Source organism: Paraglaciecola aquimarina (assembly GCF_032464635.1).
Taxonomy (GTDB): Bacteria; Pseudomonadota; Gammaproteobacteria; order Enterobacterales; family Alteromonadaceae; genus Paraglaciecola; species Paraglaciecola aquimarina.
The window spans coordinates 4,641,836-4,663,250 of record NZ_JAWDIO010000002.1; the positions used below are offsets into that span (position 1 = coordinate 4,641,836).

A 21,415-nucleotide genomic window follows, 5' to 3' on the forward strand; every position below is an offset into this window, starting at 1 on the left:
ATTTAGTTCTCTATTCTTGAATTGTAATCAACAATTTTTTTAATGACTTCAGTTGGATCCATATCGTCTCTTACTAAAGTAGATGAGATAAGTGCTTTACCACCGAAATCGGTAAAGGTCAGCTTCGAATACAATTGGAACACTTTTATTTTCAGTTCATTGCTAAAAAATGCATTAGCCACTTTGTAGGTTATGAATATGTTGCGCTCAACACCCAATGAATTAACCACAACAATATGCCTATAGGGTACGTTTACATCCTTATATTCCAATGAGTGGTAACTATTACTTTTTATTGTCCACAATTCTGGGTCATATAACCTATTCTCCCAGGAAATGAGTTCTTTCGTTTCGTCTTCAAAATCATACTGAATCACATATTGAATGACCTTAGTATCTGGACCAATTGAGACTGCATCAGCTTGGGGGAAAATAGGATGCCAACCAAGATTCGTTTTATATGGAGTGGACAGTTGTTTACTTTCTGGGACGGCAGATTCTTTGAAAGCATTCAACTTATAATGATAAATTGACGATATAGCAGGTCCTATACAAACGGAACATAAAAAAGCGATTAACAATAACGGTTTAGGCGCTGAAATATTAATTTCCGAAGCCGTAGTGGAGGCAGATGAATGCCCTTCAACATCTGATATTCTATTCCCTAACAGCACAACCAAAATAATAACAATGCAGAAAAATACCCAGCCATAAACTATATGATCAAAACCAACCGCAGCTTGCATATCAGACACATGACCAATAAATACAATCATAAAGGCTCTAAGCCCATTAGCAATGATCGGTATTAGGCAAACACTCAGCATAAATATAAACTGGCGTTTTCGACTTTTGATTTGCAAATGTGTAATTAGCAAACCTAAGGTGATAGTCGAAAAAAGAAAACGGATCCCGCTACAAGCCTCAGCCACGTGAAATGTGCCTTCTGGAATGTAAAGGTATAACCCCTCTCTATAGATCGGTACATTAACGAGTTGCAGGAAAAATACCGTGAGGTCGGCTGTAATCTCTTGTAAGTTTGGAATTAGAAACTCGCCGAATGGCACACTAAGTATTAAAAAGAAAAGAGGAAATCGAATAATTTTAACAAAATCAAAACCATAAAACGCCCATATAGCAACGAGCGGAATAGACAAAAGGGAAAACTGCGAGAGTGCATTTATACCCACTATTGTTCCTACTAACCACAATAGAGACAACCCACCCACCACACCTAAAAGTAGTGGTGCGGGCTTAATAGTGGCATTCGATAGTTCAGCCTGTTTACGATAGATTAGCCAAATCGCAATAGGTGCAATTAAGAAACTATGTTCGAATGTTGTTGATTCAAACCAAGTGTTGACCAGTAAAATAAAGGTATTTTGAAATACTAATAAAAACAGGATCAAACAAATTGTGGATAACGTCCACTTCGCTACACTACCTTGTGAAAAAAGAGTCATGATAATTTACCTAAGTTACAGGTAAACATCAGAAAACGACTGCCACTTGTAGTCATTTAACAATCTTATCAATTTATTTTCCATTTTAGACAAATTAACATAATGTCTAAACTTAGACTTAAGTCCAGCCCCTGCAACTCTTGGTTGGTCAGGATCAATCTCCCATGGATGGAAATAAAAATTATAAGGTTGGCTTTCTTCTTGCAAATATTTATCAATTCTCTGCTTAGATAACCAATAGGGATAAAGTCTAAAAAATCCTCCACCACCAATACCGGTATTGCCTGTACTACGAGAAATTGTTGAAATGGGAATTTCTATAATCCCCTCTTTACGCTGATGACAAAACCGTGGCCATTCTGGCACACCATATAAATCATGCTTAACTGGGTAGGTACTTGAACTGTATTTAAAGCCTATATCAGACAGCTCATTAAACGCCCACTCATTATCATAACCTATTGAAAAGCTCGGAGCTCGGTAACCTACAACCTCTTTATTAGTTAGGTCTTCCAATAGCGCCTTAGAGCGAATAACGTCTTCACGAAACTCCTTTGGCGTTTGCTCGGTGGCTCTTCGATGAGAAAAACCGTGACTCGCGACTTCATGACCACGAGCAGATATTTCTTTGATTAGCTCAGGATATTTATCGGCCACCCACCCTAAAACAAAAAAGGTAGCGCTAGCATTGTGTTGCTCAAATAAATCAAGTAAGCGCTTGGTATTACGATCAACTCTGGGCATAAACTTATGCCAATCATCAGGACTAATAACCGACTCAAAAGCAGACACATGAAAAAAATCTTCAACGTCCACTGTCATGGCATTAATAATATCTTTTTTCAATTTATCTTCCTTTGCCAAACAAAACGACTTCCACTGTACGAATTAAGATCAATATATCTAACATAAGACTTTGATGTTTCACATAATATAAATCAAACTTTAGTTTTTCCATAGAGTCTTCAACACTCGCACCATACGGATAATTCAATTGGGCCCAACCTGCTAGTCCAGGTTTAACATTATGTCGTTGATTATAATATGGAATTTCTCGAATAAGCTGTTCTACAAATTGCGGACGCTCTGGTCGAGGACCTATAAAAGACATTTCGCCGCGAAATACATTCAACAGCTGTGGTAACTCATCAATCCTATACTTACGGATAAAATGTCCCACTTTTGTCACTCTTGAGTCGTTGGTGGTCGCCCACTTTGCCCCATCTTTTTCCGCGTCAAGTTTCATACTACGAAACTTAATGATCTTAAATAGTTTACCATTTAAGCCAACACGCTCTTGCTTATAAAAAACGGAGGCACCTTTCACTTTTACGTCTTCAAAAAATATTATCGCAGCAGTTATTAGCATGATAGGCCACATCACTAATAAAACTAACGTAGCTAGACAGCAATTGATACTGTAATCCAGAGCGTCTCTCAAATAATTTTGCGAGCTAAACCCATTAGAGTAAATCACCCAGCTCGGATACATCAAATTAACTACAATTTGCCCCGTTTCTCGCTCCATAAAATCGAGCAAATCCGTCACTTCAACACCTCTTAATCTACAATCGAAAAGTATCTCAACAGGCAAGGTTCCTCTTCTTTGATCACAAGCAATAACAACTTCATCAATGTCATTGTCGGTAATAAAGTTTCTAAAATTTTCATCTATTTTAACGTGAATAAGTTTCTCATTTTGAATACCCTCTTCTCGGTTGTCGCTAAGGAATTGGCACAAAACCAAGTAGTTCAAAACCAAAACGGTCCACTTCGCGGCGCATTCGTTTTTCAATAATTGACGCCCGCTCACCTGCACCAATAACAATTATTTTAGATTGCCCTAAACCGAGGATCCCTAGTCTATTGACAAAATACCTAAAGGTCGTCAGGGCAATGATGGTAAGGGCAGCGTAAATGGGTAAATAATATTGACTGGTTTCTACATTTAAGAACAAGCTGTTAATTGCTATTTCGACCATAAAATAACTAATGGCTACACTAACAAAAATTCGCCTAATAATGCCTCTAAATGTTTCCCGTAATTTAGATTCATAGAGCCCAACGGACAACGCTGCCACAATCACCACTACAGTGAAAAAACCTATTTGATATACCAACTGCGAGAAGGGTACGGATTGTAATGAAAAACCAAAAAAGTACTTTAACAAGAGTGAGGATATATACCCCATATATCCGACGATTAGAGCCTCTAGAAGCATTAAAATATTTGAACGTCGAATCTCTTTCTTACTACCAAAGCTCATTTATATATTCCACAAAGTGTTAATATTCATAATATTGTTGTTGTCTAGCAAGTCTAAAACTTGGTACATTGCAAATCTGTGAGTTAAACATCGAGGAGCGTAATTTACATGAAGCGTAACAAAATAGCATTGTCAAATTCGATATTTTTTTAATTTTATTAGCAACAGGCTGTTCGAATAACTCTGGCAAGCTGCCCAGTGCTACGACCTACACATCAAACACTACATCGGTAGCTGACTATCAGTATTTAATTGGCCCGGGGGATAATCTATCGATTTTTGTTTGGCGAAACCCAGATCTTTCAGGATCATTTATCGTTCGGCCTGATGGCATGGTTACGACTTCATTAGTTGAGGATTTGGTTGTCTCTGGAAAAACCCCTACAAACTTGGCAAGAGAAATAGAAGAAGAGCTAGGAAAATACATAAACAGTCCAAGAGTAACAGTTAGTGTAAACAACTTTTTAGGACCGCTCAGTGAACAAGTTAGAGTAATAGGTGAAGCGACCACCCCAAGCGCTATTAACTACACAGAAAAAATGACCTTGCTAGACTTAATGATTTCAGTCGGAGGTTTAACCGAATTTGCATCTGGCAATGATGCAAAACTAATTAGAATGGTTGATGGGAAACAGACAACCTATGAATTACAAATTGATGATTTAATTAAAGAAGGGGACATCGAGCAAAATATTGATATGTTACCAGGAGACATAATTATCATACCAGAAGCTTGGTATTAGCAGTTGATTAAAAAGGAAGTGGATAACAAATAATGCAAGATATTCAACAAACCCTAGAGCTTTTAGTTAATTACATAAAAGGTATCTGGGTTAAAAAGCGCTACGTAATAATATCTACTTGGTTAATATGCCCTATTGGCTTTTTCTATGTGTTGACGTTGCCAAACGTTTACCAATCGCAAGCCCGTGTTTATGTGGATACTCGTTCAGTTCTTCAACCTTTACTTAGAGGACTAGCAATTCAAACCAATCCACAGCAAGAAATAGCGATGATGGTCAAAACCCTATTAAGTAGACCTAATTTAGAGATTATTGCTAGAGAGTCAGACTTAGATATTACCGCAACCACGGCTGAAGCATATTCAAGTCTAATTGATTCGATGTCTAAGAATATAAAGCTAAACTCTGCTGGGCGGGATAACCTTTATACCATTTCTTACAGCAGTACCAGCCCAGAAATTGCGCGCACCGTAGTACAAGAAACCTTAAATTTATTTGTTGAAAATAGTAAAGGCAACAGCAGGAAAGACTCTGACTCAGCTAACCAATTCATTGATGAACAAATTAATGATTATGAAAATCGACTTTCTGCAGCGGAAACAAGACTGGCGAACTTTAAGCGAAAGTATTCAGATCTCTTGCCCAACCAAGGGAGTTTTTATCAAAATTATGCGCAATTACAGGAAAGTTTAGAGGCAACCCTTCTCACCATAAAAGAAATTCAGCAACAAATTGTAGCCCTGAAGAGTAACAATACTAGCCAAAAACCTAATGTTGATGAGTTCTCGGTACACCACAGCAATTCTCTGTCACCCTTGACTACTAGGTATGATGTCCGAATTAAAAACTTGGAAGAAAACCTTGATGAATTAATGTTGAAATATACCGAACTGCATCCGGATGTAATTGAAGCCCAGAACTTGCTCGCATCATTAAAAACGGCAAGAAAAAGTGAAATTGAGGAATACCTCGCCAGTTCCTCTAATACAGACGAAGCAAACTCTCAAGTAGGCTCTGTAGCTAGTGAGATTAAGTTGGAAGTAAGTCGTTTAGAAAGCCAAATAGCTTCGTTAAAGGTGCGACAGAACAATTATGAGGCAAAAATTCAGGTCTTAGCTGAGAAAATAGATTTGGTTCCTCAGGTAGAGGCAGAGCGCACGGCATTGGACCGAGACTATCAAGTCACAAAACGTAAATATGAAGAACTATTATCTCGAAAAGAGTCTTCAGACTTAGCGCAAAAAGCAGAGGCATCAAATGAAGACGTACAATTTAGAGTAATTGACCCACCTAGGGCTAATAATAAAGCTAGTGGCCCCAATAGACCTTTGTTGTATACCTTAGTGTTGATAGTAGCCTTTGGCGCTGGTTTTGGTGTGGCATTCTTGTTAAGTCAAATTAACCCGATTTTAATTAGACCAAACCAATTAACCCAGTTAACTGGCTATCCAGTACTAGGCGTTGTTAGCCATCTCAATAAAGCTAAAATGAAGAAAGTGGCCCGTAAGCGTTTGTTTATTTTCTTACTTTCTTCTGGCATGAATGTCGGTGCATACGGGGTATTAATCGCAGCAGACATTATGAAGATTGACATTTATGCAAGGATTTTCTCATGAACTCAATTGAAAAAGCACTTCAGAAAAAGAATGAACAACAGGAAACCACAGAAAGCTCAATTGAAAAGGCTCAACAGCGCAAGCCCAATCCAACTCATGTCAAGAAATCTAGACCAAGTGGCCCAATTGACGACTTAGTTATTAATTTCGAAAATTTAGGCAATAAAGGATTTGTGGCGACTAATTCACAAAGACAGTTAATTAATGAAGAATACAGGGCGATTAAACGAAAATTACTCAATAATGCATTTGGCCCGCTATCTAAGTCTTTAAACAACAGCAATATAATCATGGTTACCAGCTCTCGTCCAGGAGAAGGCAAAACCTTTACTGCTATCAACTTAGCGCTAAGCATTGCACTAGAAAAAGATAAAACAGTTTTGCTAGTTGATGCGGATGTGTTACGACCAAACGTAATGAGAACCTTAGAGCTAGAAAATAAAGAAGGTTTAATGGAATATCTACTTGGTGAAAAGGAAGATATTGCAGACATCATGTGCAAAACTAATCTCGAGAATTTAAAGATTATTTCAGCCGGAAAATCTCACCACCTTTCAACGGAGCTTTTGGCAAGTGAAAGGATGCATGATGCTGTTGAAGAGTTTGCGAATAGATATACCGATAGGGTAGTTATTGTAGATACGCCACCTTTATTAGGTATTAACGAAACCGCCGTGCTAGCCAACTTAGCCGGGCAAGCTTTGGTAGTAAGCGAAGAATCTAAAACTAAATTAGTTGATTTACAAATGGCTGTTGAGCAATTAAATCCAGATATGGCGATTGGCTTTGTCGTGAATAAATCAGAAAGAGAAAATATAGATACAGTCGGTTATGGCTATTATTATGCAGGGGCAGATCGGAACTAATGTCACTCACCTTGGATAACAAAAACCTAGTTAACCTAAGCTTGTTACTGTCGGGTTTAATTTCGTGCCATGCTTTTTCGGGCGAGTTAAAAATTAAAGGAGGCGTAGATACAAAAGCCTATCTTTACGAAACAGCAAATGGCCAAGAAAGTGAGTTTGTCTCAAACGAGGCGCTAGTGATCAAACCGTCGTTGACGGGTATATTCTCTAGCAAAGGCTTGACCGCTTCAATCAGTGCTGTCAATACAATAGCAAAACTGCAGAACGATGAATCTGCAGATGTCGATAGTGATAAACAGTACACCGAATTTCAATATGACAGTAAAGTTGTACTGATCGAAAACGTTATGGATATTACTCTGAATGGCCGCCAAAGATACCGCGCAGCCAGTCAGGCGCAAAGTTTGGTGAGTGATATTGTTTTAGCTCCTGGGGAACTGACAAAATTTCAAACCCATAATGCTACCTTTAATTTCAATACACCGAACCCCAAATATATTGGCTTAAATTTTCAAGCTAATTATGCAAAATCCAATTCTGACGATACTGTTGATGACAACAATCCCGATGATGAAACCTCAACGGGATACGACGGCGCAAACTTATCCTCTGTTATTAGACTTTATCAAGGCAGAAGTGCTAAAAACTTCTCTTTCGATATATCAACCAGTTATAACCACTCAGAGCAAAGAGATTTAGAAGACTTCGAATCACTAAACCACGACGCCACTATTGGGGTAGGTATTGCACCTAAACTTAGTTTCACCTTAGTCGGCAGTATGGATGAATATAAAGGCGAACGATTTAACAGGCTAGATTTAGACTCAAACAGCTATGGCGTGGGCTTCAATTGGGCTCCTAAACAAAACCGCAATATACTCATCACTTACAATCAATTGGAAGAAAATGAAGACAATACCACTAACTTTATTGGCCTAAATACGAATTGGGCCTTTACTGACAGAACCGATTTAGCATTGAGAGTCAGTAAAAAATTCTACGGCAATGCCTATTCATTCGATTTTTCACATAAGTTAAAAAACTTCCGCAGTTCAATAACCTATGACGAGCAGGTCAACACATTTGGAGGATTAAGCTACTCCAATACATCAGGCCTTTTCGTTTGTGAGTTTGGTTCGACTGAGTTTGCCAATTGTTTTCAGCCAAGTGGTACAGATTATATTTTAAAGCCGGGTGAAGAATACATAAATATAAACTACGTTGAGACCGATATTACTGAGCAGACTTTGCTTAGAAAAGCGGGAAGCCTCAATTTAGGTTATGAAAAAAACAAAGTGAAAGTGTCATTGGTAACGCGATACGAGAAAAACAGTTATTTAGAATCCGATAGCTATCAATCAACTAAATCGGCTATCTTGAACTTTTTACTTACCTTGAGCCATAGAACTAGTATAGGGCTCAGCTATAATCTCAGTCGCACGCAAGAGTATAATCGTGATGAATATAGCACTATAAGAAACATTGGGTTAGACTTCAATCGTAAACTAACAGAAGACTTTAGCTTAGTCATAAATGCTCGATATCTTGACCGCACTAGTGCGATAGAAACTGACTTAGTCACAGATAAACGTATCACGCTCGGACTAAAATATGAGTTTGATTAAATCTCTCTGCTCCTCGTTCGACAAGCACGTTCAGTGCAGCAATTTTGGTTCACTCCCAGCCCTTTTAGTGATGCTATTTGTGTGATTCGTCTAGCAACAACTCGTTATTAAGTACGACTACCCGCCTTGCTATACACGGAAATTTCGTCACTGAGTGAAGATTTAGTTGAGGTTAGGTGGCCAAAACATGTTGAATTATATTGATATTGCTTAGCCAAACTAGTGCTTCGCTTAAACGATAGCTATTATCCAGAACTCAGTCTAAATAAACACTAGCAATAGCGCATATTTGGCGTACTGCTGTAAACATTGCCCACAGCTTGTAATACAAAGACAAAACCTTCTTCGAACAACATCACACTGATATCAAAGTGTGAGTACCAACTCCGATAAATATACACACAGCGAGAGCGTCCCAGCGGGTTTTGCACGACGTCAAAGTATTCGAACAAGCATTTCTGTACAGCGTCACCTTGTTCAAAAGCCGTAGAATTGTTCTACGGGCATAGTTATTTGATGAAATTGATATAACTCAAGGCAGAAAAAAAGCACAAGATGTAAACCTTGTGCTTTTTGGAGCAACATTAATTTTGACAGGTTATTTAATAAATAACATTTCTTGATATTTAGGCAGTGGCCATAGATCGTCAGAAACAACCAACTCTAATTCGTCGGCGTGAGAACGCACTTCCAACATAAGAGGACACAAGACATTTGCACAATAATTCATGTGGGCTTCTTCGTCATCAAACTCTTCAACAGCCATTGCTTCTTTAAGTTTGCTCACTGCCGCCATCATTGCGTCAGTTTCACTCACAATATGATCGATACTATTGTGGCTAATTTCAATATTCAGCTTACTTAAATTAGTTGCAGCACTGGCCAAACTATCAATATATTGAATCGCTGCCGGATAGATCCTTGTACTTGCCATACCAATCACTAATTTAGCTTCTACTTCAATAGACAACACATATTGTTCTGCGTATACCTCAAAACGACTGGCAAGTTCTGCTGGTGAAAGCACACCCGTTGACTTGAACAGTTCTACCACTGAGGCTTCTTTAAAGGCTGGCAATGCGTCAGCACTAGTCGGAATATTCTTCAGACCACGTTCAACAACAGCAGCGGTGTGCCATTCAGCTGAGTAACCATCACCACCAAAAATAACGTTACCGTGATCTAACATCAACTCTTGTAAAACCGTGATAACAGCAGCGGTCTTATCTTCCCCTTTGGCTAATACAGTTTCTAACTTATCGGCTATCCAAGTTAGCGAGTCAGCTAGCATTGTATTCATCGCCACTAAAGGACCTGAAACAGATTGAGATGACCCTACGGCTCTAAACTCAAAACGATTCCCGGTAAAAGCAAAAGGTGAAGTACGGTTACGATCTCCAGGGTCTCTCTCAAATTGTAAAATTTGTGAAAGCCCTAAATCCATTAGGCCACCTTTAGCTTTTTCTAGTAACTTACCTTCTTTAATATCATTGAATACACCTTCCAATTGATCGCCTAAGTAAACAGACAATATAGCCGGTGGCGCTTCATTGGCACCTAAGCGATGATCATTGGCTGCAGATGCAATAACCGCCCTTAGCAATGGTCCATATTTGTGCACACCACGAATTACTGCACCACAAAAGAGCAAAAAGTTAAGATTATCATGTGGAGTGCTACCTGGATCAAGTAAGTTACCTTGTGTCGCGTTGCCTACCGACCAGTTAACGTGCTTACCAGAGCCATTGACCCCAGCGAAAGGTTTTTCGTGAAGTAAGCATAAAAAGCCGTGCTCTTTTGCCGTGCTTTTCATCAAAGTCATTAATAGTTGTTGATGATCTGCCGCGACATTGGCAGCTTCAAAATAAGGCGCTATCTCAAATTGTCCTGGAGCAACTTCGTTATGGTGAGTTTTCGCAGGAATACCTAGACGATACAGTTTATCTTCGAAGTCTTGCATGAACACTTGAACACGCTGAGGGATGGCGCCAAAGTAATGGTCATCAAACTGCTGCCCTTTAGCTGGAGGCGCACCAAACAGAGTGCGACCTGCCAATAATAAATCTGGGCGCGCATTGGCAAAGTGTTCATCTACCAAGAAATACTCTTGCTCAGCACCACAGCTAGAATTTAGCGTCGCAATGTCTGTTTCGCCCATTAGCTTAAGTACTCTTTGGGCAGCCTTATCCATCGCTTTATTTGAACGAAGAAGTGGGATCTTTTTATCTAACGCTTCACCAGTCCAAGACATGAACACGCTAGGGATCATTAGCGTAGCACCATTCGCGGTACGCATCACATATGCTGGACTAGATGGGTCCCAAGCGGTATACCCACGCGCCGCATTAGTCATACGTAAACTACCGTTCGGGAAAGAAGAACCATCAGGCTCACCCTTTATCAACAAACTACCAGTAAATTCAGTTATAGCCCCGCCATCTGAATTAGTGACAATAAAGCCATCATGTTTTTCAGCAGTGATGTTGGTCATTGGATAGAAAATATGAGAGAAGAATTTTGCGCCTCTAGCCATTGCCCAATCTTTCATGGCAGCAGCAACTACGTCAGCCGTTGCCGCATCTAATGGTGCTCCCGTTTGCACGGTTTTTTTCATCGCTTTGAAGGCGTTTTTTGAAAGCGCTTCTTCCATCGCCCCTAAACTAAATACATCCGAAGCCCAAATTTTACTCAAAGACTCAGTCATTTCGCACTCTTTTGGTGCGCGATTAGTTATTTCATTTACCGCTGTTTTTCGCGAGTTTAATCCAGTCATTTGTTGTCCTTACCTTGTATCATAGAGGAGTGGCAAGATTTACCTATTACTACTAAGGAAAAACCTAGCCATGTCTAACGAGTTATGAAGCAGCTATTAGGCCAATTTTATTAAAAAAAGTAATTACTATGATGAAACCTACAATTAAGTCAATTTTAGAGTAATGTATCTTGCCAACATTCGATTGTGTTTACTTGTACACGATGTTGAGCTTGTCGAAAAATATAGAGTTCCTCAGGCGCCTATGCTTCACAACGCGAGTATCATCAGTCTCTCAATAACGCTATAAAAACACTAGCGATATGCGCGGTATTAGCGAGTTAAACTCCATGAGTATTAAGCCCAAAAGGCTTTCCTGTATCTATTCTTACGTAAATGTGTGATAAATTGCAGTTACATCATTCAGAAACGCTTCGTTTATTGACAATGAACAGTAAAAAGAAACAACTCGCAAGATTAGGTAAGTACTCAAACTATGTAACGGGATTTATCTTAGTTTTTGTCATTCTATTTAGTTTCTACGCAATTGGCTTAATCAACAGATTTACCGTTATCAACCAATCATGGCATCAATACACGTCTAAAATGGTTATGGTGAGCGATGAGCTAGCAAAATTACAGTCAGCTTTAGGTTATGGTGGTTTCATCCATAATTTTAAAAACTACTTGATCAGAAAAGATCCCGCCAACTGGCAATTACTCAAGCAGGACATCCGGCAAATTAATCAGGCTTTAGATAATCTAAATTCGTATTTTGAATATGAAGAAGAGCTAGTCGCGGTAAAGAGTATCAGAATGACAGTCGCTGCTTACGAAGCCAAGTTATTGCTACTGAAAAATACGTCTAATTTAGCTGTAAAAGACTTAGATGAGCTAGTTAAACAGAGTGATGAGGAAGCACTACAAGCACTGTCAATATTAAAAAACCGAACACATGAGCTAAATATAAAACAGCAGCAAGACACCTCATTAGCTTTTAAGCAAGCAATGAACTGGATGTATTTTGGTAGCTTTTTATTTGCGCTGGTCTTACTTTTTTCGTTTTTACTGTTGAAAGTGCTAAGTTATTTAAAGTCCGCCACGCAAGATCTCATCACAACGGTAGAAGACGGCGAATTGTTGATGCAACACGCACCTGACCCCATGATAAGAGTGGCAGAGAATGGCACCATTGCGAATTGTAATTTACAGCTAGAATCACTGTTCGGTTATAAAAAAACGAATTGATTGGCCAGAACTTATCCATACTATTGCCTGATGTTGTCACAAAAAAGCATCACCAACATTTATCAGAGTATTTTACACAGCCTGAAAACCGCCTGATGGCTCAAAACCGCCCCAATCTATATGGCAAGCACAAAGATAAAAATTTAATACCTATCGAAATAAGTCTAAGCAGTTCAACTATATCTGACGTCAAATTTGCTACAGCAACCATTAGAGATATCAGCGCTAGACTGGAAACCGAAAAAGAACTAAAAGAGAGTATAACTAAAGCTAAACAATCTTATGAACAACTGAAGCAAATGCAAGTCACGCTTGGTGAAACGAGAATGACTAACATTATGTTAGAGAAGTTACCTTTAGGTACAGTTTTATACACCAGCGAAGGTAAACTAATAATTGCCAATGATCGGCTGTTAGCAGATACAAACTACTCACGCTCTGAATTGAACTCAATCAAATTTGAAGATTTCATAGAATTTGAAAATACCGAAGACCAAATCATTTTTGCCAAAATAACCTCAGCGAAAGCTTCTAAGATAAATAGAAGTTTAACTATGCTCGCCAAAATAAAACCACAGTACGATCAAATGTTTCCGGTGGAGCTGCATATTTCTACCTATGCCTATAACGAGCAGTTCTTTTGGCTAATCACTTATACAAATTTGACTGACGTAATGTTAGTTCAAAATCGCTTAATGCAATCTCATGAGCAATTAGCCAGAGCTGTTTCTGCTACTGAAGACGGTATATGGGAATGGAACATAGTCGAAGACAAAGTGAACTTCTCCCCCAAATTCATGCAGCTGATAGGCAAATCAAATGAAGCTTACCCAGAATACAAGCACTGGTTCGAACATATTCATCCCGACTTCAGAGCCAAAGTAGACAAGGCGATAGCAACCCATTTCGCCACCCATTCTCTTTACGAGGTCGAATACCTAGGCCTGAATGAGAATGGTGAATATAACTGGTTTATAAGTATCGGCAACTCCCTATTTAATGAGCAAAATAAGCCAGTGTTGATGTCAGGATCGATACGTAACATCCATAAGAGTAAAATGTTAGAAATAGAAGCCGCTGAAAAATCAGAGTTTCTCAATACGATCTATGAAGGCTCAAGCCATGCAATTTGGGTATTAAATGTAGAAGCCAATAATGAGTTTCGCTTCCTCGTATTCAACCCTACAGCTTGCAGAACTATTGGTGTCACGGAAAGCGCAATAAAAAATAAGACCATTAGTGAAATTACACCTGCTATTTTTACAACTGAAGCAGCCGAGAAATATCGTAACCATTATTCTATCTGTGCCAGCAAAGCGACACACCTCAGTTATGTGGAATCAATCGAAATTAATCATGAGATAAATTGGTTTCGCACAGATCTCTATCCAATTATTGATTCAAGTAATAAAGTCACCAAAATTATCGGCACCGCAGTCAATATTACTGAGCAGAAAAATGTAGAAATAGAACTAGAGAATAACAAAACATTTTTGGAGAAAATTATAAATTCCACAATATGTGGACTCTATTTATATGATTTAAAAGAAAACAAAAATACCACATTCAATGCTCGCTACACCGAAATCCTCGGCTACAAGATTGAAGAATTAAACCAAGCTACAGATTTAGAACAATTCTATCACCCGGCCGACAGAGACAAAATGCGTCAACATATGGCCAAAGTCACTAGCGCAACCAGTAACCAAGTGTTCTCAGTCAAAATGAGAATTAAGCATAAAGATGGCCATTGGGTATGGTGTTATTCTTTTGATTCTATTGTTAAATTTGACAAGAATGGGGCACCAGAGCTAATGCTAGGTACCTTTGTCGATATCACCGAACAAACGTTGCTGCTCGAAAAGCTGCAAGATTCAAATCAATACTTAGAAAATTTTGCATTTATTGCTAGCCATGATCTCCAAGAACCCTTACGGAAAATTACCGCCTTTTCTAACTCGTTAAGCCAAAGGTTAGAGCAACAAAGAGCAAACGACGAACATATCGAGTTTGAATTTTCTCGCTTAGTTAGTGCATCAGAACGAATGCGCAACATGATAAAAGATCTACTAAAGTTATCTAGAATAAACAGCTCAGAGCTCGAAATCTCTCCTGTCTCATTAGATATAATATTAAAAGAGAGTATTGATTTACTGAGTCATTTGATTGAAGAGCAGCAAGCTCATATTGAGACTCTCAATACTGATTACATATTAAATGTAGATAAAGGCTTATTTGTTCAGCTGTTTCAAAATCTAATAGCCAATAGCATTAAGTTCAAAAATAAAAACAATAATCCATTTATTAATATAAGCTTAGTAAATGGATTAGAAGACATTGAAATCATCTTTACAGACAATGGTATTGGTGTAGCCAATAAATTTACTGAACAAATATTTGAGCCTTTCCGGCGATTGCACAGTAAAGAGAGATACCTAGGTAGTGGGATTGGTTTAGCCTTATGTCGCCAAATTTTATCTATACACAGAGGAACGATTACTTGTATGAATGATGTAACTGAAGGCTGTGAATTTAGGATTATTTTGCCTAAAATTAATATTAAAGGCTTATAAATGATGGTTGATATTATTTTAGTAGAAGATGATTTAGATGATGTTTACTTTTTCAAAATGGCATGTGAATCACTCCCCAAAAACCAAACGTCATAGCACTACATGATGGGTTAGAGCTTATCGACCATCTTGAAAATAACAATTGTTATGGAAAAGTGATTTTATTAGATTTAAATATGCCTAAACTAGATGGCTTAGGCGTGTTAAAAAAGTTAAATGATTTGGGTCAGGTCGAAGAATTAATTATTGTGACCTACACCACTTCAGATAACGAATCTGATATTAAAACCGCTTATCAACTTGGAGTAAAATCCTACTTAACCAAACCAGATAATTTAACTGAGCTATCTGCGCTAGTTTCAGTACTTTCTGAATATTGGTTTAACTTCAATACCAATGTGCAAGGGTAATGGCGACCATGCAGGCAACACTAACCATATACTTACTTGAAGACAGCGTTGACGATGTATATATTTTTAATAACATCGTTAACGCAGATCAAAATTCTACATATAAAACCGTTAGTTTCGACTCATTATCCAGTTTACAAACGGCGATAGAGTTCATCACTCCAGACTTATTAGTTATTGACCTAAACCTGCCAGAAAGCACAGGACTCCAAACCCTAGTCGCAGTAAAAGCGATCAGCCTTGATATTCCTATTATTGTATTAACAGGTAACGATGAAACCTTAGGAGTTGAAGCAATTCAATTGGGGGCTCAAGATTATTTAATCAAAGAAGAAATCACCCCCTCTTCACTCATGAAAGCTATTCGCTTTGCCAAAGAACGCAGTATGCTCTTCACAGCCCTAGAGCAGCGGGCGATAAAAGACAAATTAACCAAGTTATATAATAGAACCACATTTGATCTCAGGTTAGAGAACTTTGAAGCCGACTTTGATCGATACCAACGCCCTTATGCATTAATAATGTTTGACCTAAACGGTTTTAAAGCGGTTAACGACGAAAATGGCCATGTTATTGGCGACAAAATATTGCAACATGTGGCTGACCGTTTTCAAATGTTTAATCGAGCAAGTGATTTTATTTGTCGCTACGGCGGAGACGAGTTCGTATTGATCGCACCAGATGTGGAGATCAGATGAGAAATTAGCTGAAATTATAGAAAACAAAAGATCGGTGATAAATGGCAAGTACCCACTTCATTCAGCCGATGACCAACTCGTTTATGTGGATATATCGATAGCAATAGGCGGCGCTGTTCGAGGGCTAGGCACACAAAATTGCGCTGAGCTCATGCAAAAAGCAGATCAAAATATGTACTTAGACAAAGAAAATCAAGCCCCCTTCGGGCCAGCGACTGCAGCATCGGATAATACGTGCGCCAGCTCTACTAAGTGACACTTCACCAAAAAACCCCCTCTAAGTTTTGCATAACCATCAATAATCATTTGTAATGGCTAAAACTAAGGAACCGTCAATGAATGGGTTATCAAAATTTGTCCTGATACTATTAGCATTTGGAGCACTATCGTCTTCATATGCCGCCGATAGTGTAAATTTACTCGTCATGATAGAAGACGCAGATAAAGACTCTATTGCTAGAGATAGCCGGATCAATAAACGGGTACATACCAGTGTAAGTCAACAATTGAATCACATAGTCAATGTATATGACGAAACCGCGATAACCTTAAACCAATATAAGCAAGGACGAACACAAAGAAGTGACGCAGAGCTATTGGACATAGCCCGTTCGGTAGTCAACCCACCGATAGATTTAGTGGTAATATTCAGCACATACGCATCTGTACAAACCAATGAATATAGTAAAAAGGCCCAAGCACGAATACAAGGACGCATGCTGGACGCTAAGTCTGGCCAGTTTTTGGATAGCTTCGAAGTCCAGAGTTCCAATGCTTGGGCAATCCCTTACACCTGTGTAAAGCAAGCCTGTATCCTCGAAGAAATAGGCAATGAAGCAACAGGGCTAGGCGATGAGTTAGGCTTTGTTCTAGCAGAAAAACTCGATTGGTTGATAAATGGTGAAAATCCTGACACGGCAGTTGACAATCGGTCTTCTAACACTCAAATAACCAGTGACTTTTACTTACAGTTTGATGGGTTTAGCCCTCAAGAAGTGGCCAGAATTGAAGAATACTTATTGGTATTCTCTGGTTATATTTCTCATCGCCCAACTGAACAAAGGCATACCCGCACTACTATCTTGTACCGTACCAACAGCAGTACTGCCAAACTCAACCGCAATATTCTGCGGGTGTTAGCAGAACTCGATATGCGAGCCACTATTCACTTTCAAGGCAATAAATTTAACTTGAAGCGCATTACGTTTCGCGGAGACAAACCACACCGAGACATTACTCAGGGTTGGTGAAGTAATTGAATTCATTTGACCTCGCCTGCTAACATGAGCCATCAACCCAGAGCAATAATCAGCAAAGATGACCCATGCATTGATAGGTAAATTTCGACCACAACAAATAGGCGCAATATTTGGCCTACTTTGCCTTTATGTGCAAAGCTGTTTTGCCAATGAACCTTGGCAGATTATTGTATTGCCTGACACAAATTACCGCACGCCTTTAGAGCTTCCTCCCTTAGCCGACCTGCATAGTGCCATTTCTCAAGGCTTAACCACGGCCCTAAGCAAAGACGATTTTGATGTATTGCATGGGCCTTATCTGGGTTTAGCCAATTGTATTATCGAAGACTGCTCACAGTTAACCGATAACCGCATAAAAAGGGCTGCGCTATCATCAGGTAAAGAAGTTAATTTAGCGCTGCTGTACCAGCTTACCGCCTATTCGCAACGACAGTCACATTCTCAGTATTGGCATTTCAGTTTATCTGGCAGGCTACTAGATTTACAAACCAGCATACAACAAGACTCTTTTGAGGTTGATAGCCTTGTGCCGCTGCCTCTGCAAGACTGCATTAACGAATGCTTAACTAGCTGGTTAAATCAGCATTTGCAGTTGTTGGCACAAGACTTAGGGGCGGTGTTAAGCGAGAAGCTCAATGCATTTCCACGACGTTTTCGCTACTTGCTAAATCTACATCAATTCAGCAGCACAGAATTACAACGAATTGACCAATATTTAAAGCAGCTAGATGGATATGTCGCCGATACTTTGCTTGCCGACACCCTAAGTAACAGCGCAGAACGACCAGCCAAAATAAATCGCTCCTACCAATACACTTCTGAATTAACCGCTTCACAGCTTAGCCTTAAACTGGAGCAACTAGACCAATTCTCTAGCCAGTCTCTGCACTTTGAATATGACAACACAACACGCAGGTTCGACTTAACGACCCAATCCCTTGAATCATGGACTGCTAATTTACAGAATTCTGCTCCATGGACAACGATGACTACATTTTTTAGTGCTCTATTTTCAAATCCTAGCCTTGAACCTGATCCAACACCGCAACCCGAAACAACGAACACACACTCCGCAGCCGTTGAGATGACCGAAGCCGTCGTAGAAAAAGAAGAAACAGAACAACACAAACAAAGCCGCAGAGAGCTGCAAACATGGCAACAGGCTACAAGCGTAAATACGCTACAAGCCTATCAACAGTACTTAAATGTTTGGCCACAAGGACAACATGCCATATTGGCTCAAGCCGCTGTTAACAGTTTTCAAGATGATGAGAACCAATGGCAACAAGCAAGACGGCAAAATGACAGCCAAGCCTATCAAACATATTTGAATACTAAGTTAGATGGAAAATACAGACAACAAGCCAAACAGCAATTAGCAGTATTACGTGAACAACAACAGTTGCGGCAAAAGAAACAACAAATTAACACCCTAGCAGACAAGTTCTATTTTCAGGAAAAAGACTACTAGGAAGCTTTATATTACTACCATCAAGGGGCAAAACTAGGTGATGCCTCGGCTCAATATTCATTAGCGAAAATGCACCAAGATGGAGTCGGTACACAACAAGATTTACATCAAGCCGCCCATTGGTTTGAACAAGCTGCGCAACAAGGACATGCCCAAGCACAAGCCACACTTGGCTTATTCTACGCCAATGGAACAGGCCTTAAGAAGGATGACACCAATGCCGCTCACTGGTATGAAATGGCCGCCACGCAAGGCCACATGAATGCTCAGCAACAACTTGCCTATTTGTATTCCTTAGGGCAAGGTGTCGCTCAAAATCATCAACTTGCGGCGTACTGGTTTGAAAAAGCGGCACTACAAGGTGATGCTATTTCACAAAACCGCTTAGGCAAATTGTATGAAAGAGGATTGGGCGTAAATCAAGATTTAGCCAAAGCCAAAAAACTATATCGACAGGCTGCGGATCAAGGTCACCAAATCGCTAGCATCAATTTACGCATGTTAGACAACTAAGGCTATCTAGGGCGAGGCGTAACCTACACCGCACATGTCACTCTGTACTCTGTACTCTGTCTATACAGTAAATAACGGTTACCATTAAAGTAAAAGTCTCTCTAAGTGTTGCATAACCTCAATCAGAGGTGACATATGCAACAACCAGCTAAGCAATTCCGACAATCAGATGTACGACAGTCCCATTACGACACCAGCACTCAAGCGATGACCGAGGTGGCGTTAGGTTTATCTATGGCATTTTTTGCATTATTGATCCTAGCCTTAATTTCCATTGGCCTACCAGAGCAAACCACCAAATATGAGACCAAACCGTCAGCGGCATTACCTGACACAGCGCAACTAAAATTGACAGCGGAAAACCCGAGTATTGGGGCAGAAAAAAGCCAATTACCAGACCCGCAGTATGTTTTTTACTTCGCGAATCAATTTTACGATAAACAGCTCAAACCTTTAAACATCAACACCTTTGTCAGTTTCAGCCAGCAGCAACCGCTGATCTTAGCAGTGCAGGACAATCTGCCTATGTTGCAAGTTATGACACTACGAAAACAAATCAACCATCCGAACCTATCTATCACCATGTTAAATGAAAGTTGGTTACAGCAATTGGAGAAAATACAATGAAAGTTTCGTTAATAATCACAATAGTTGGCGTGCTAACACTGGCTATCAACCATAGCGCTTTAGCCTCTTTTAGCTACGATCCACAAGAAATCCAAGCCAAAGTCATTGACGAAGCCATTCGTCAAAACATTTCACCGTCCTTAGCCTTAGCTATCGCCAAAGTAGAGTCGGACTTTAACCCTCAAGCATTGAGCCACGCAGGAGCAAAAGGTGTGATGCAGATTATGCCTCGCACTGCTGAACAAGGCTTTGGAGTCAACCGCCAACGTTTATTTGATCCGGCGGTTAATATCGAAATAGGGATAAAATTCATTAAACAGTTACTCGAGCGTTATGATGGTCGGTTGGACATAGCCTTATCTCACTACAACGGAGGATCCGCAGTGAAAGATCGTTTTGGCAAGTTAAGTGTTATCCCTGCCACCCAACAGTATGTAGAGAAAGTAATGAGCGCACAACAGAGTTTTCTAAAGCATGACGCATTATTGCAAAATACTGGTCGGTATGGGTCTTTAGATAATAAGCCGCAGACAATACTTGCCTCAAAACCAACACCTACCACTACGACGCATGCAGCCAGAGCCAAGAATGGAATATCCAATAATCATCACTGGCAAAATCCGCAAATCGCCACCTTGCGGGCCTTGCGTATACATAACATTACCCGCAACTACAAACATGCCCCCTAACCACAAAAAGTTCAGTTGACAAAAGCGCCGCGGATCCTAATGTCAGCATGATTACATCCGGCGATTCAACTGCCACTGTCACCTCAGCCACACCGAGTAGGCTGCAAACTGACGGACCCAAACCCGCGCACTTCCCGCAGCCCAAAGCGATAGCAACTAGTATTCAAGCTCGTATAGCGAAAGTGCGTCAGTGGGAATCAATCTATAGCGATTAGGCAAACGAAAGTCTTTGATTACATTCTATTTGTTGGTTAAATTGGGGCTATATTTATAACCACTTTTTCAGTTGGGCCAAATGAGCAGTATTATCAACTATGGTATTAGCGAAACCCTCAAATCCGTATTCGCTCAACTAAAAGAAACGCCAGGCCTAAATGGAAATAAATACCACAGCAAAGATGTTGAGCAATTATCTCAAGATATCGTGTGCAGAAACTACGGTTCAGTTTGTTATGAATTAAGTTTTTTGTGTTGGGCTGTGGTGAATCGCTCTCAGTTGTCAGTAGCCAATTCAAGCACCACTCATCCATTTTCCAGCTCAACTACGCTCTCAACCTCACCATTGCTCAATTTTTTTGGGTTGAGCAGAACATAA

The 21,415-nt window shown here is 39.6% G+C and carries 19 protein-coding genes and 2 pseudogenes; 17 read left to right on the forward strand and 4 right to left on the reverse strand.

The window, feature by feature from the left end; translation table 11 throughout:
- Positions 1 to 2: 2 nt before the first annotated feature.
- The 3 genes and pseudogenes from xrtA to RS130_RS23035 form a co-directional block, all read right to left on the reverse strand.
- The gene (gene xrtA / locus RS130_RS23025; protein ID WP_316027870.1) at positions 3 to 1,463 is read right to left on the reverse strand and encodes an exosortase A; all 1,461 of its coding nucleotides are present in this window, start codon (positions 1,461 to 1,463) and stop codon (positions 3 to 5) included.
- A 15-nt stretch (positions 1,464 to 1,478) separates the two neighbouring features.
- Positions 1,479 to 2,309: an XrtA system polysaccharide deacetylase gene (locus RS130_RS23030; RefSeq protein WP_316027871.1), complete on the reverse strand. Its 831-nt coding sequence runs from the start codon at positions 2,307 to 2,309 to the stop codon at positions 1,479 to 1,481.
- A gap of 1 nt (position 2,310) precedes the next feature.
- Positions 2,311 to 3,730 (reverse strand): annotated as a pseudogene (locus RS130_RS23035) (TIGR03013 family XrtA/PEP-CTERM system glycosyltransferase).
- A gap of 128 nt (positions 3,731 to 3,858) precedes the next feature.
- Between RS130_RS23035 and RS130_RS23040 the strand changes: the two are divergent.
- Genes RS130_RS23040 through RS130_RS23055 form a run of 4 tightly spaced genes read left to right on the forward strand, consistent with a single transcriptional unit; the run spans position 3,859 to position 8,580 of the window.
- Positions 3,859 to 4,473, forward strand: a complete 615-nt coding sequence (locus RS130_RS23040) for an XrtA/PEP-CTERM system exopolysaccharide export protein (protein ID WP_316028133.1) — start codon at positions 3,859 to 3,861, stop codon at positions 4,471 to 4,473.
- A 32-nt stretch (positions 4,474 to 4,505) separates the two neighbouring features.
- Positions 4,506 to 6,089, forward strand: coding sequence for an XrtA system polysaccharide chain length determinant (locus RS130_RS23045; protein ID WP_316027872.1), 1,584 nt, complete (start codon positions 4,506 to 4,508; stop codon positions 6,087 to 6,089).
- Positions 6,086 to 6,955 (forward strand): XrtA-associated tyrosine autokinase, encoded by an 870-nt coding sequence (locus RS130_RS23050; protein ID WP_316027873.1) that lies wholly within the window; start codon positions 6,086 to 6,088, stop codon positions 6,953 to 6,955. The genes RS130_RS23045 and RS130_RS23050 overlap by 4 nt, the downstream gene beginning before the upstream one ends.
- Complete coding sequence (locus RS130_RS23055; protein WP_316027874.1) at positions 6,955 to 8,580, forward strand: hypothetical protein; 1,626 nt, start codon at positions 6,955 to 6,957, stop codon at positions 8,578 to 8,580. Before RS130_RS23050 ends, RS130_RS23055 begins: the two co-directional genes overlap by 1 nt.
- Before the next feature lie 598 nt (positions 8,581 to 9,178).
- Here the strand turns inward: RS130_RS23055 and RS130_RS23060 are convergent.
- Positions 9,179 to 11,353, reverse strand: a complete 2,175-nt coding sequence (locus tag RS130_RS23060) for a glutamine synthetase III family protein (protein ID WP_316027875.1) — start codon at positions 11,351 to 11,353, stop codon at positions 9,179 to 9,181.
- Positions 11,354 to 11,779: 426 nt separating this feature from the next.
- Between RS130_RS23060 and RS130_RS23065 the strand changes: the two genes are divergently transcribed.
- The 13 genes and pseudogenes from RS130_RS23065 to RS130_RS23125 all read left to right on the forward strand — a co-directional run bounded on the left by RS130_RS23065 (position 11,780) and on the right by RS130_RS23125 (position 21,415).
- Complete coding sequence (locus tag RS130_RS23065; RefSeq protein WP_316027876.1) at positions 11,780 to 12,580, forward strand: PAS domain-containing protein; 801 nt, start codon at positions 11,780 to 11,782, stop codon at positions 12,578 to 12,580.
- A gap of 23 nt (positions 12,581 to 12,603) precedes the next feature.
- Positions 12,604 to 15,153, forward strand: coding sequence for a PAS domain S-box protein (locus RS130_RS23070; RefSeq protein WP_316028134.1), 2,550 nt, complete (start codon positions 12,604 to 12,606; stop codon positions 15,151 to 15,153).
- Between the two features lie 119 nt (positions 15,154 to 15,272).
- Positions 15,273 to 15,563, forward strand: coding sequence for a response regulator (locus RS130_RS23075; protein ID WP_316028135.1), 291 nt, complete (start codon positions 15,273 to 15,275; stop codon positions 15,561 to 15,563).
- A gap of 8 nt (positions 15,564 to 15,571) precedes the next feature.
- The gene (locus RS130_RS23080; protein ID WP_316027877.1) at positions 15,572 to 16,261 is read left to right on the forward strand and encodes a GGDEF domain-containing protein; all 690 of its coding nucleotides are present in this window, start codon (positions 15,572 to 15,574) and stop codon (positions 16,259 to 16,261) included.
- The gene (locus RS130_RS23085) at positions 16,245 to 16,517 is read left to right on the forward strand and encodes a nucleotidyl cyclase domain-containing protein (protein ID WP_316027878.1); all 273 of its coding nucleotides are present in this window, start codon (positions 16,245 to 16,247) and stop codon (positions 16,515 to 16,517) included. Before RS130_RS23080 ends, RS130_RS23085 begins: the two co-directional genes overlap by 17 nt.
- Positions 16,518 to 16,596: 79 nt before the next feature.
- Positions 16,597 to 17,511: a hypothetical protein gene (locus RS130_RS23090; protein ID WP_316027879.1), complete on the forward strand. Its 915-nt coding sequence runs from the start codon at positions 16,597 to 16,599 to the stop codon at positions 17,509 to 17,511.
- A gap of 67 nt (positions 17,512 to 17,578) precedes the next feature.
- Complete coding sequence (locus tag RS130_RS23095; RefSeq protein ID WP_316027880.1) at positions 17,579 to 18,991, forward strand: sel1 repeat family protein; 1,413 nt, start codon at positions 17,579 to 17,581, stop codon at positions 18,989 to 18,991.
- Between the two features lie 54 nt (positions 18,992 to 19,045).
- Positions 19,046 to 19,237, forward strand: a pseudogene (locus RS130_RS23100) (tetratricopeptide repeat protein); the annotation flags it as partial.
- Positions 19,238 to 19,249: 12 nt separating this feature from the next.
- A complete protein-coding gene (locus RS130_RS23105) occupies positions 19,250 to 19,504 on the forward strand; it encodes a tetratricopeptide repeat protein (protein ID WP_316028136.1) in 255 nt (84 codons plus the stop codon).
- 135 nt (positions 19,505 to 19,639) lie between these two features.
- A complete protein-coding gene (locus RS130_RS23110; protein ID WP_316027881.1) occupies positions 19,640 to 20,131 on the forward strand; it encodes a hypothetical protein in 492 nt (163 codons plus the stop codon).
- Entirely contained in the window at positions 20,128 to 20,820 is a 693-nt protein-coding gene (locus tag RS130_RS23115; protein ID WP_316027882.1) for a lytic transglycosylase domain-containing protein, read from the forward strand. The genes RS130_RS23110 and RS130_RS23115 overlap by 4 nt, the downstream gene beginning before the upstream one ends.
- Positions 20,821 to 20,867: 47 nt before the next feature.
- On the forward strand, positions 20,868 to 21,035 hold the full coding sequence (locus RS130_RS23120) for a hypothetical protein (RefSeq protein WP_316027883.1): 168 nt from the start codon (positions 20,868 to 20,870) through the stop codon (positions 21,033 to 21,035).
- A gap of 80 nt (positions 21,036 to 21,115) precedes the next feature.
- Positions 21,116 to 21,415: a hypothetical protein gene (locus RS130_RS23125; RefSeq protein WP_316027884.1), complete on the forward strand. Its 300-nt coding sequence runs from the start codon at positions 21,116 to 21,118 to the stop codon at positions 21,413 to 21,415.